Raw genomic sequence first — 12,347 nt, 5'->3', positions numbered from 1 at the left:
GAGGATGTTCACATCCTCAGGCCTCACGCCAGCTGCGCGGAGACGAAGGCCAGCTTGGCGGGACTGACGACGATGCGGACGGCGGCGACACGCCCGTCACGGATCTCGGGCACCAGGACCGCGGCCGGGGACCCGTCGAGTCGGATCACGACGCTGGCCGTCGCGTTGACCTCGCGGAACTCCACCCTCGCTCCGGCTGCCTCGGGTCGCCTGCCGACGCCGAGTAGGTAGCGCACGACCCGATCCCTCCCACTGACCGGCCGGCGGGCGGCCGTGACCTGGCCGCCGCCGTCGGCCCACGAGACGACGTCCTCGGCGAGCAGTCGCTCGAGACCGGCGATGTCACCATCGACGGCGGCCGCGAAGAAGCGCTCGACCAGCCGGCGCTGTTCGTCGGCATCCGCCGCGAAGCGCCGCCGGTGGTCGCCGACGTGTCCCCGCGCGCGGTGGTACAACTGGCGCGCGTGCGCCTCGCCGATGTCGAGGACGGCGGCGATCTCCTGGTGGCTGTGCCCGAACGCCGCCCTGAGGACGAAGACCGCCCGCTCGGGCGGCGTCAACCGCTCCAGGAGCAGCAGGACACCGAACGACACCGACTCCCGTTGCTCCACCGTGTCCATCGGACCGAGGGCACCTTCTCCGGTGAGGACCGGTTCGGGTAGCCACGGCCCGACATAGCGCTCGCGCTGGACCCGGGCCGAGGTGAGCCGGTTCAGGCAGAGGTTGGTGACCACGCGGGTCAGCCAGGCCTCGGGTACCGAGACGGTGCCCGGATCGGCTGCGAGCCAACGCAGGAAGGTCTCCTGGACCATGTCCTCCGCGTCCGCCGCGGATCCGAGGAGGCGGTACGCCAGACCGAACACTCGTGAGCGCTGCTGCTCGAACACCGCCACATCCGCCACGGACCGGTCCCGGTCGCCGTGGTCGCCGTGATCGCCGTGGTCGCCGTGGGGCTGCGCGGCGTCGGCGGCGGTGTCCATCCCGCTGATCGTAGGAGCGCGGCTTGGCGCGCCGAAGCAGGGCCGCGGTGGATATGCCGGTCGAGCTCGGCCGACGGGTGGGCGGGTGCGGACAGAATGCCCATACGCGGCGCGTCGTACGGCCATCCTGTCGGTGTGCGCCCGTAGCGTCGCCGCCATGACCGCCCAGCCGACGAGCGAGCCAACGACCAGCGGCGCCTCGACGACCCGAGCGGTGCCCGGTCAGGGCACCCAGTCGCGGGTACCCGTCGGGGTGCAGGCGAGCTTCGACGAACTGGGCACGCCGCTACGCGACCTGACGTTCTGCGTTGTCGACCTCGAGACGACCGGCGGGGCACCCGACAGCTCCGAGATCACCGAGATCGGTGCGGTCAAGGTCAGGACAGGCGAGGTGCTCGGCGAGTTCCAGACCCTCGTCAACCCCGGCGGGTCGATCCCGCCGTTCATCGCCGTCCTCACCGGGATCACCGACGCGATGGTCGCTGACGCTCCCGCGGTCGACCAGGCGCTGCCGGCGTTCCTCGAGTTCGCGCAGGGCTGTGTCCTCGTGGCCCACAACGCGCCGTTCGACGTCGGGTTCCTGCGCGCTGCCGCGACCCGGCACGGGTTCTGGTGGCCGTCGTTCGACGTGGTGGACACCGCTCGACTCGCCCGCCGGGTCCTCACCCGCGACGACACGCCCAACTGCAAGCTCGGCACGCTCGCGCGCTACTTCCGTTCGGCGACCACGCCCAACCACCGGGCCCTCGCCGACGCACGCGCGACCGTCGACGTGCTGCACGGACTTTTCGAACGCCTGGGGCCGCTCGGCGTGCAGACCCTCGAGGAGCTGTCGACCTTCAGCTCCCGGGTCTCTCCAGCCCAGCGTCGCAAGCGGCACCTCGCCGACCGGCTCCCCCACGCTCCGGGCGTCTACCTCTTCACCGACGACCATGGCCGGGTGCTCTACGTCGGCACGTCGAAGGACCTGCGTACCCGGGTCCGCAGCTACTTCACCGCTTCCGAGACGCGTTCACGGATCGGCGAGATGATCGGCCTCGCCACCGACGTCACCGCGATCGAGTGCGCGACGTCGCTGGAGGCCGCGGTCCGTGAACTCCGGCTCATCGCCGCGCACAAGCCGCGTTACAACCGCCGGTCGCGGTTCCCCGAGCGGGCCAGCTGGCTCAAGGTCACCCTCGAACCCTTTCCTCGGCTTTCGCTCGTCCGCGACGTCAAGGCCGACTCGGCCACCTACCTCGGCCCGTTCGGGTCCCGCAAGGTCGCCGAGCAGGCGGTCGCGGCCCTGCACGAGGCGTTCCCGATCCGACAGTGCACGCAGAAGCTGTCCAGGTCACCCCGGGGCGGCTCGGCCTGCGTACTCGCCGACATGGGCCGCTGCGTCGCGCCCTGCGTGGGCGAGGTCGACGTCGCCGGCTACGCGGCTCACGTCGAGGCGGTCAAGGCTGCCATCGCCACCGACCCACGCGACGTCATCGAGGCCGTCAACGGCCGGATCCAGCGGCTCGCCGCGCAGACGAGGTACGAGGAGGCGAGCGTGCACCGCGACCGGATGGCGGCATTCGTGCGCGCTGCGGCCCGCACCCAGCGCATGAGCGCGCTTGCCCGGTGCCCCGAGCTCGTCGCCGCTCTCCGCACCGCCGACGGTGGTTGGGAGGCCCACGTCGTACGCCACGGACGGCTCGCCAGCGCCGGCGTCGTCCCGCCGGGCACGCCGGCGCGCGCGGCGATCGACGTCATCGCCTCCGCCGCCGAGACCGTCGAGCCGCCACCGCCCCCCACGCCCGCGGCTACCGTCGAGGAGACCGAACGCATCCTTCGCTGGCTGGAGCAGCCAGGTATCCGGCTGGTCGAGCTCGACGGCGAGTGGAGCTGCCCGCTCGACGGGGCGCAGCGGCACACGGCGTGGCTGGACACCGCGTACGCGGGGCACACCGGCGTCCCGTCCGACGACACCAGGCACCTACGCACCACCCACCAACCCGCCCGGTAGGCGGCCCTCCCCCTCGCGCATGGGGACCCGGCATCCCATAGGTTCGGATCAGTGGTCCCTTCATGCGGGCCGGTACGACGCACTTTCGAAGGAGACACCGTGATCACGGCGATCGTGTTCGTCCAGGCAGATGTCGACCGGATCCCGGAGGTGGCCGAAGAGATCGCCGCGCTCGACGGAGTGAGCGAGGTCTACTCCGTGACCGGCGACCTCGACCTCATCGCGTTGGTACGCGTCCGCCAGCACGACGAGATCGCCGACGTGGTGGCCGACCGGCTCAACAAGGTTCCCGGCGTCCTGTCCACGCAGACCCACATCGCGTTCCGTGCGTACTCCCAGCACGACCTCGAGGCCGCGTTCAGTCTGGGCCTCCCCGAAGACTGATCACGCGTCGACTTGCCGACCCTGGCTAGCTTTGGAGCCATGACGGCCAGGGGCCCAGGGTGGTACGCCGACCCCGCAGGTACGCCGGATGGGTTCCGTTGGTGGGACGGCACGCGCTGGACCGACGTCCTGACCTCTGACGCGGGATCCCCGCCACCAGGCGGGATACCCGCACCTGGGTTCGCACCACCGGGCGCAGTGCCACCACCGCCAGGAGCTCCCGGCCCGGGATATCTGCCGTACGACGGAGCCGCGGCCCGACCCCGCGACGGTGCCGACCCGGACACCGAGATCCTCAGCGCCGACCTCGAGTCGACCGACCGAGGCAGGCGCCTCACCGCAGCCCTGGCCGCGCTCGCCCTCGTTGCCGCGGGCGTCACGTATCTTGCGTTCTTCCGCGGCGGTGACGAGGCAGAGCGGGCCACGCCGGCCGCCACGCAGGACCAGAGTCCCTCCCGTCCAGCCACGCCAGCGCCTGCCCCCGGCGATGTGGCACCGGGCGACGAAACCACGCCGGACTCAGACGCCGTTCCGGATCCGACCGAGGTTCCCGGCGGGCCCCGGTTGGAGTTCACAGCACTGCCGCGACCATGGACCGCCGACCCGGCCGCGGCGAACATTCTCACCGCCGGACAGGCACAGACGCAGGTGACCGAGCGCGAGTACAACGACAGGGACAACTGGGTCGCCCTGCTCGCGACAGGTGCCGCGAGCCGCGAGTGGTACGACCGCGACGACCTCGAAGGCAGTGCCAAGAGCGCCTCGGACTGGTTCGCCGACGAAGGCTTCACCGGCGCGGAGGTCGCCCAGCGGACCCGGTCCGGCAGGGCGTTCAGGGTCGACGGCCGTCCGGCGTACCTGCTCGAACAGCACTTCACCTATCGGATCGACGGGCTCGAGTCCCGCGGCGAGGCGGTCACCCTCGTCGTTGTCGACCTGGGCCGTGGGTCGGGAGGGATCTTCCTCGCCTCGATCCCCGACACCCACCAGGAGCTACGCACCGATGTGGGCAAGGCAATGGCCACCCTCGAGATCACCGACTGAGCACTCGAGATCGCCGACTGAGCACTCGAGGTCACCGACCGGGGCCCCGCAGAATCACCGACTTGGCCGGCTGCACGGGCGAGAAGCCCGTCCGGGACTAGGTAGCCGCGGCCTCGACCCAGCGGTCGAGGGCGGCCGCCGCCCTGCCGGAGTCCACCGAGTCCTCCGCTCGTGCGTAGCCCGTCCTGATCCTGTCGACCAGGGCAGCGTCGGAGGGGTCGTGGACGGCGAGGGCAGCGCCGGCGTTGAGAAGCACCGCGTCACGCACCGGACCCCGCTCGCCCGCCAGCAACTGCCGGCACACGTGGGTGTTGTGGGCGACGTCACCACCGCGCAGTGCGCCCGCGGGGGCCGGTGGGAGTCCGAGATCGGCGGGGTCGAAGCGCTCCTCGACGACCGTGCCGTTCTGTACGACCCACACCCGCGAGGTCGTCGTCGTGGTCAGCTCGTCGAGGCCGTCGTCGCCTCTGAACACGAACGCGTCGTCACCCCTGGCCGCGAACACACCGGCCATCAGCCCGGCCATCCTCGCGTCGGCGACACCGACCGCCTGAGCCCGCGGGCGGGCCGGATTGGACATCGGCCCGAGGACGTTGAAGGTCGTGGGGACGGCGAGCTCCCGCCTTGTCAGTGCGGCGTGGCGCATCGTGGGGTGGAAGCGCGGGGCGAAGCAGAACGTGATGCCGGCCTCTTCGGCCAGCGCCGCGACCCGGCTGGGCTCGAGATCGAGCGGCACTCCGAGCGCCTCCACGAGGTCGGCCGCCCCACACAGCGACGACGCGCTGCGGTTGCCGTGCTTCACGATCCGGGCACCGGCGCCCGCCGCGACGATGGCCGCCATCGTGGAGATGTTGACGGTGTGCGCGCCGTCGCCACCGGTGCCGACGACGTCGAGGGTGCGGCCCGGTACGTCGATCTTGGTGGCATGGGAGTACATCGCCTGGACCAGGCCGTCGAGCTCCTCCACCGTCTCGCCCTTGACCCTGATCGCGACGATGAACCCGGCGATCTGGACGGGCGTGACCTCGCCGGAGAGAATCTCGCCCATCGCCCACGAGGCCGCTTCGGCGCCGATGTCCTCGCCGCGCAGGAGTGCGCTCAGCACATGCGACCAGGTGAGGTCGGGCTGATCCGCCATCGCAGCCTCCGTGGAGTCCGTGGGAGCGCCGGGGCTCAGTGCGCCGGCTGGGTGGCGAGCCGCCTGCGGGCCAGCTCGACTGTGGCCCGGCAGAGTGCCAGCGGGTCGAGGGGGTACGGCACCGCCGCGTCGGCCCGCGACCAGGTGGCCAACCACGCGTCCTGCGTACGCCCGGTCAGGAGCAGGATCGGCGGGCAGCGGAAGATCTCGTCCTTCAGCTGCCGGGACAACCCCATCCCGCCCGTGGGAACGGCCTCGCCGTCGAGGATCACGACGTCGATTCCCCCTGCGTCCAGCGTCTTGAGCACCGCCTGGTAGGTGGCGCACTCGACGAACTCGACCGGCGGGAGATCGCGGTCCGGCCGCTTGCCGATGCCGAACCTCACCTTGTCGCGCGTGTTGCGGTCGTCGGAATAGACCAGGACGCGCACCGAGCGCCGGTCAGACCGTGCGCTCGACCCGGCGTGGGACGAGGTGGCTTCAGCGCTCATCGGGATGTCCTCGCAAAGGATGCTCTCGTGGATGTGCGACGAGGTACGTGCTGTCGGCGATCGTACCGCCCACGACGTGGCCGCCCGGCGCCGGATATCCACGCTGGCCGTGGGCCTGGGGTGTCCCGCGACGCCCTGATTCCACCTCGGACCCATATCTCCGCCTGGACCCATGTCACGGACCAGCCGCCTGTCTCGTCATCAGGTCATCAGGGCAGAGGCGATCGGCGCTCCCGCACGAGGCAGGAGGGAACCGCACCATGGACGGTGACCTACCCGGGCGCGAGGCAGCCCATGTGCAGGCGTACGGGCGAGCGCTCGGGGGTGGCCCCGCCCGGCCACCCGTAGACCGACATAATGGCCGACGTGTCGACAGCAACCCTGGAGCCGGCGAGCCGTTTTCACGGCCTCCCCAACCGGCCCTCGATGGTCAGCGTGGGGACGATCGTGTGGCTCGCGAGCGAGTTGATGTTCTTCGCCGCTCTCTTCGCCTCATACTTCACGATCCGGGCGGTTTCGCCCGACCTGTGGGCGCAGGAGACGGCCAAACTCAACGTCCCGTTCGCGTTCGTCAACACGACGGTGCTGGTGCTGTCGTCGGTGACCTGCCAGATGGGCGTCTTCGCCGCCGAGCGCGGCCAGGTGGGCCGCGAAGGCGGTGTTCTCAACGCCGCCAAGTGGGGCCTGCGGGAGTGGTTCGTCCTCACCTACCTGATGGGCGCGTTCTTCATCGGTGGTCAGGTGTACGAATACTCCGAGCTCATCGCCGAGGGCGTGACCCTGGCGTCGTCGGGCTACGGCTCGGTCTTCTACCTCACGACGGGCTTCCACGGGCTCCACGTCACGGGCGGGCTGCTGGCGTTCCTGCTGGTACTCGGCCGGACGTTCCTCGCCCGACGGTTCACCCACGAGCAGGCGGTCACCGCGATCGTCGTGTCGTACTACTGGCACTTCGTCGACGTCGTGTGGATCGGACTCTTCGCCACCATCTATCTCATCAAGTAGGGAGCGGGCCGAGGTGCCTTTTGGGGTCCGGGGTCGTCCCCGGGTAGATAGAGCGGGGTTCCGGGGTCGCTCCCGGGCACGTACTGCTGGGGTCCGGGGTCGTCCCCGGACAGAGAAGGCCGGGCTGCGGGGGTTCTCCCGGATCAGCAGCGCCCTGTCAGCGAGGCGGCGGCACCGCTTCGCCGGAATTGTCGTGGTGTTGTTCGCGCTGGGGCTTTTCGGCGGGCTCTACGCCGTGGCCTCGCCGTCGTCGAAGGCCGCCGAGGAGTCCGCCCAATCCACGCAGATCGAGCAGGGGCGGAAGCTCTTCGCGGTCAGCTGCTCGTCTTGCCACGGGCTCAATGCGGAGGGCACCGAACTAGCGCCTACCCTCATAGGTGTGGGTGCCGCCGCCGTCGACTTCCAGGTCGGCACCGGTCGGATGCCGGCGCAGCAGCCTGGGCCGCAGCTGCCGGCGAAGAAGCCTGTCTTCAACGACGAGGAGATCGCCGCGCTGTCGGCCTACGTCGCCTCGCTCGGCCCGGGTCCCGGCATTCCGGCCGCTGACGAGTACGCCACCGAAGACCTCTCCGATGCCGAGATGGCCGAGGGCGGCGAGCTCTTCCGTACCAACTGCGCGTCCTGCCACAACGTCATCGGCAAGGGTGGCGCCCTGACCTGGGGCAAGAACGCGCCCAGCCTCGACGGATCGACCTCGCGGCACATCTACGAAGCCATGCTCACGGGGCCGGCTCAGATGCCGGTGTTCTCCGACGCGGTGATCACGCCGGAGGACAAGAAGAAGATCATCGGCTACCTCGAGGCGGTCGAGAACGAACCCAGCCGGGGCGGCTTCAGCCTCGGCGGTCTGGGACCCGTTTCCGAGGGTCTGGCGGCTTGGCTCGTCGGGATCGGTTCGCTCGTCATCATCGCCGTGTGGATCGCCGCGAAGAGCGCCACCAGCGGCAGCAATGGCAGGGCCAAGTGAAGGGGAACTCAGGCGACATGAGCAGCGATCTCGAGTCCCGCGGCGAGGTCGTGGTGCCCGACGGCGCTGGGGCCGAGGGCGACCCGATCCCCAACCCCGGGGTTCCGCCGCACGAGCCGCGCATCACAGACGTCGACGAAGCAGCCGCCACCCGGGCCGAGCGCCAGATCGCGACGATGTTCGGCCTGGCGGCCCTGCTTGTCCTCGCGTTCGTCGTCGCGTACCTGGTCGTCCCCAAGCAGGCGGCGTTCCTCGGGTTCGGCGCGTCCAACCTCGCGCTCGGCATGACGCTCGGTCTCGCCCTGCTTCTGATCGGGCTCGGCGCGATCCAGTGGGCCCGCCGGCTCATGGACAGCCACGAGATCGTCGAGGAACGGCACCCCGCGCGCTCCTCCGACGAGGACCGCGCCGAAGCGATCGCGACTGTCCGTCTGGGCGGTGCGGAGAGCGGCATCGGCCGGCGCACCATGATCCGGCGTACGCTGATCGGCGCGATGGCCGCTCTCGGCCTCCCGGTGGTCATCCTGCTCGGCGACCTCGGGCCGCTGCCGGGAAGCCGGTCCGCCCACACGATCTGGCGGCGAGGCACCCGCATCGCCAACGACGTGACGTACAAGGTGCTGCGCCCTGAGGACCTCGAGCTCGGCCAACTCGTCAACGCCGTACCGGCCAACCTCGAAGACCTGCCCGAGGGCTCCGAACGCAACAACGCACGGGCGAAGGCCGCGGTGATCCTGGTCCGGATGGAGGAGGGCGACTTCCGTACGCTCCCTGGGCGACGGGACTGGAGCGTCGACGGCATCCTCTGCTACTCCAAGGTCTGCACCCACGTCGGCTGCCCGATCAACCTCTACGAGCAGGTGGCGCGCCAGGTCCTGTGTCCTTGCCACCAGTCGACGTTCGACCTTGCCGACAGCGGAAAGGTCGTCTTCGGCCCGGCTGCCCGGTCTCTGCCACAGCTGCCGATCATGGTCGACTCCGAGGGCTACCTCGTGGCGCAGAGCGACTTCACCGAACCCGTCGGCCCGAGCTACTGGGAGCGCGGATGAGTACCGGCACGACGCCCAAGGCGGTCAGCAAACCGCTGGAGTTCCTCGACGAGCGGGTGGGGCTTGCGAAGCTGGTCAAGAAGGAGCTCCGCAAGGTCTTCCCGGACCACTGGTCGTTCCTGTTGGGCGAGATCGCCCTCTACAGCTTCATCATCCTGCTGCTGTCCGGCACGTTCCTCACCCTGTGGTTCAAGCCGAGCATGCAGGAAGTCGTCTACAACGGCGCCTACGGGCCGCTCCAGGGCGTGCACATGTCCGAGGCGTTCGCGTCGACCGTCCACATCTCGTTCGACGTCCGCGGCGGCCTGCTGATGCGGCAGATCCACCACTGGGCGGCGATGCTGTTCATCGCCGCGATGACGGTCCACATGCTGCGGGTGTTCTTCACCGGTGCCTTCCGCAAACCACGGGAGATCAACTGGCTGATCGGCACCATCCTGCTGCAGCTTGGCCTGATCGAGGGCTTCACCGGCTACTCCCTCCCCGACGACCTGCTGTCCGGCACGGGGCTGCGCTTCGTGGAGGGCCTGATCCGGTCGATCCCGGTGGTCGGCACGTACGTGTCGTTCTTCACGTTCGGTGGTGAGTTCCCCGGCGACACGATCATCCCGAGGTTGTACGGCATCCACATCCTGCTGCTCCCCGGGCTGATCCTCGCGCTCATCGCCCTGCACATCGCGCTGGTGGTCTACCACAAGCACACGCAGTACCCCGGGCCGGGCCGGACCAACAAGAACGTTGTCGGCTACCCCCTGATGCCGGTCTACATGGCGAAGGCCGGTGGCTTCTTCTTCATCGTGTTCGGCGTCACGGCCCTCATGGGCGCGCTGCTCCAGCTCAACCCGGTGTGGAACTACGGGCCCTACAACCCGTCCCAGGTCGGGGCGGGCACCCAACCCGACTGGTACATGGGGTGGGTCGAGGGTGGCCTGCGGATCATGCCCAACTGGGAGACCCACATCGCCGGGTTCACCATCAGCTGGAACATTTTCATCCCGGGCTTCGGCCTGTTGGGGCTGCTTGCGATCGTCCTCGCGATCTATCCGTTCATCGAACGCTGGGTGACCGGCGACGCCCGCGAGCACCATGTGCTGGACCGGCCCCGGAACCAGCCGACCCGGACCGCCTTCGGGGCCGCGGGGATCACGTTCTACGGCCTGCTCTGGATCGGTGGCGGAAACGACATCATCGCCACCACCTTCCACATCGCGATCAATGACATCACCTGGTTCCTGCGGTTCGCCATCTTCATCGGTCCGGTGATCGCGTTCCTCGTGACGAAGCGGATCTGCATCGGACTACAGCGTCGCGACCGGGAGACACTCCTGCACGGCATGGAGGCTGGCATCATCATGCGGCTCCCGACGGGCGAGTTCATCGAGGTGCACAAGCCGGTCAGCCAGGATGACGCGTTCGTCCTCGCTTCCCACGAACGGCAGGAGCCGATCGAGGTCGGCGACGGCGTGGACGCCAACGGCGTCCAGGCGCCGAACCATCGGTTGCGGCGGCTCCGGGCCCGGGCGTCCCGCTTCTACTTCGGCGATGTCGTACAGAAGCCGACAAAGCCAGAGCTCGAGGCCGGGCATGACCATGAGCACGCACACAACGGCCACCGCGAGGTCAGCAGTCACGAGAGCAGCACCTCAGACCAGAAGCGGTAGGTAGGCCCTCCCAAGGCGCGCAAGAGGCGGCCTGAGCGGGTGTCCTGCAGAGATGGTGGCGGGGTACGCCGTCTCCCGTCTGGTGGTAAGGGATCGACCGCACATCGATGGGGGCCGGTGTATCCACTCCCGGAACTGGGAGGGCTACACCGGCCCATCGATCTGGTTGCTCCGACTCAGGCTCTCTTGCTCGGTAGCTGTCCGATATCTCTTGCTCGGTAGGTGTTTGGTCCGATCTAATCCGTGACTGTCCACGCCGGCAAACCACGACGCGGGTTCCAGCGTTCTGGTCGTGGTCTGCCCGACGCGTGCCAGGCCGGTGAGTACTCGGCGCGGGGCCTAGCGTCCGGCCTTCTCCTGCTTGGAGCCCGTGGCCGCCTTCACCGGTTGCGGCGCCAGGGCGCTGCCGGCCTTGTAGTCCTTCCAGGAGAAGTTCCAGTCGCCGAAGCCATTGCTCGGCTCCATGGCGCCTCCTTCCGGACTGTGCACCTCCACCGGGTCACCGACGTGCGAGACCCCCCAGAGCCAGCCGGAGTCGGCGCTGTTCATACCGATACATCCGTGGCTGACGTTGGCGCTCCCCTGCGATCCGGTGGACCAGGACGCGGTGTGGAGGAACTCGCCGCTCCAGGTGACCCGGAGGCCCCAGCGCGACAGGAGCCGGTAGTGTTCCGCCGCGCCGATCGCTTCGTTCCTGAACAGGATGTTCTCGCGCTTCTCCAGGATCACCTTGATGCCGTCCCGCGTCCGCCACCCTGGCTTGCCCCCGGTCACGGGAATCGTGCGACGAAGCTTGCCGTCGATGTAGACGCGGGCGTGGTGGTCGGCGAGGTTCACCTTGGTGATGACGGAGTTGGTGATGCTGAACCGCCGCACCTTGTCGTTCACGCCCCAGGCGCCGTTGTCGGCGCGTACGCCTCGCATGTGGGCCTTCACGGTGACCTTGGTGTGCGCCGGCCAGTACGACTTGGGTCGGTAGCGGACTTCCTCGTCGCTGAACCAGTGCCATGAGCCTTCGACCGGCTTCGACGTCTGGACTTCGAGCCGCTTCTCGACCGCCGCCCGGTTGGCTACCGGCTCGTCGAACTTCAGCGTGATCGGCATTGCGACGCCGACACTGCTGCCCTCCAGCGGCATGATGTCGGTGCCGAGTTCCTTCGCCGGCTTGAGCGTGCTGAAGGTCTGGATGACCTCCGTCGGCTCACCCTCGGCATTGAGGGCGGTTACCTCGACCTGGTAGACGGAATCTGCCGCGAGGGCGACGTTGGAGGACCACGCCGTCTTGCGATCGCTCAGCGTGCCCTTGACCTTCGCGCCGTTCGCGGCGGTAACAGCGATCTTGCTGAGCGTGCCACCGCTGACCGTGGCCTTGACCGCAGCGTCGAGCGGGACGTTCACCCGGTTGTCGGCCGGTGCGATCGTGACCTTGGCCGGTGGTGTCGGATCACCCACCTGTGCGGCAACGATGCCGCCCTCAGCAGAGCCTTCTCGCGTCTCGACCGAGCCGCCGCCCGACTGGCAGGCGAACAGCAGGGCTGTGGACATCATGACCGTAAGAAAACCGATGATTCGCGCTGGCGCCGAGCGCCCCCGTACTGCCATCTCGACTCCCCTGTGCCGATGACTTCGCCAAGC

At 69.2% G+C, this 12,347-nt stretch carries 11 protein-coding genes; 7 read left to right on the top strand and 4 right to left on the bottom strand.

Features of this window, described 5'->3' with window-relative positions; genetic code table 11:
• Positions 1-23: 23 nt before the first annotated feature.
• On the bottom strand, positions 24-980 hold the full coding sequence (locus ABN028_RS13905) for an RNA polymerase sigma-70 factor (protein ID WP_349696879.1): 957 nt from the start codon (positions 978-980) through the stop codon (positions 24-26).
• 157 nt (positions 981-1,137) lie between these two features.
• Between ABN028_RS13905 and ABN028_RS13900 the strand changes: the two genes are divergently transcribed.
• From ABN028_RS13900 to ABN028_RS13890, 3 genes are all read left to right on the top strand, one after another.
• Positions 1,138-2,973 (top strand): DEDD exonuclease domain-containing protein, encoded by a 1,836-nt coding sequence (locus tag ABN028_RS13900; protein WP_349696878.1) that lies wholly within the window; start codon positions 1,138-1,140, stop codon positions 2,971-2,973.
• Positions 2,974-3,072: 99 nt separating this feature from the next.
• Complete coding sequence (locus ABN028_RS13895) at positions 3,073-3,357, top strand: Lrp/AsnC family transcriptional regulator (protein ID WP_349689323.1); 285 nt, start codon at positions 3,073-3,075, stop codon at positions 3,355-3,357.
• Positions 3,358-3,396: 39 nt separating this feature from the next.
• Positions 3,397-4,401: a DUF2510 domain-containing protein gene (locus ABN028_RS13890; protein WP_349696877.1), complete on the top strand. Its 1,005-nt coding sequence runs from the start codon at positions 3,397-3,399 to the stop codon at positions 4,399-4,401.
• 97 nt (positions 4,402-4,498) lie between these two features.
• Here ABN028_RS13890 and trpD read toward each other — a convergent pair whose 3' ends face one another.
• A complete protein-coding gene (gene trpD / locus ABN028_RS13885) occupies positions 4,499-5,539 on the bottom strand; it encodes an anthranilate phosphoribosyltransferase (RefSeq protein WP_349327863.1) in 1,041 nt (346 codons plus the stop codon).
• A gap of 35 nt (positions 5,540-5,574) precedes the next feature.
• Positions 5,575-6,030 (bottom strand): response regulator, encoded by a 456-nt coding sequence (locus ABN028_RS13880; RefSeq protein ID WP_349696876.1) that lies wholly within the window; start codon positions 6,028-6,030, stop codon positions 5,575-5,577.
• Positions 6,031-6,387: 357 nt separating this feature from the next.
• Between ABN028_RS13880 and ctaE the strand changes: the two genes are divergently transcribed.
• The 4 genes from ctaE (at position 6,388) to qcrB (ending at position 10,712) form a co-directional block, all read left to right on the top strand.
• Entirely contained in the window at positions 6,388-7,035 is a 648-nt protein-coding gene (gene ctaE, locus ABN028_RS13875; protein WP_502877576.1) for an aa3-type cytochrome oxidase subunit III, read from the top strand.
• A gap of 142 nt (positions 7,036-7,177) precedes the next feature.
• A complete protein-coding gene (qcrC, locus tag ABN028_RS13870) occupies positions 7,178-8,002 on the top strand; it encodes a cytochrome bc1 complex diheme cytochrome c subunit (RefSeq protein ID WP_349328115.1) in 825 nt (274 codons plus the stop codon).
• A 17-nt stretch (positions 8,003-8,019) separates the two neighbouring features.
• Positions 8,020-9,051, top strand: a complete 1,032-nt coding sequence (gene qcrA / locus ABN028_RS13865; protein ID WP_349327861.1) for a cytochrome bc1 complex Rieske iron-sulfur subunit — start codon at positions 8,020-8,022, stop codon at positions 9,049-9,051.
• Positions 9,048-10,712, top strand: a complete 1,665-nt coding sequence (gene qcrB / locus ABN028_RS13860; RefSeq protein WP_349327860.1) for a cytochrome bc1 complex cytochrome b subunit — start codon at positions 9,048-9,050, stop codon at positions 10,710-10,712. Before qcrA ends, qcrB begins: the two co-directional genes overlap by 4 nt.
• A 339-nt stretch (positions 10,713-11,051) precedes the next feature.
• Here the strand turns inward: qcrB and ABN028_RS13855 are convergent, their stop codons facing one another.
• Complete coding sequence (locus tag ABN028_RS13855; RefSeq protein WP_349327859.1) at positions 11,052-12,260, bottom strand: L,D-transpeptidase; 1,209 nt, start codon at positions 12,258-12,260, stop codon at positions 11,052-11,054.
• Positions 12,261-12,347 lie beyond the last annotated feature (87 nt).

This window comes from Actinopolymorpha sp. B17G11 (assembly GCF_040196095.1).
Taxonomy (GTDB): domain Bacteria; phylum Actinomycetota; class Actinomycetes; order Propionibacteriales; family Actinopolymorphaceae; genus Thermasporomyces.
This window is presented reverse-complemented; position numbering and strand designations above follow the sequence as displayed.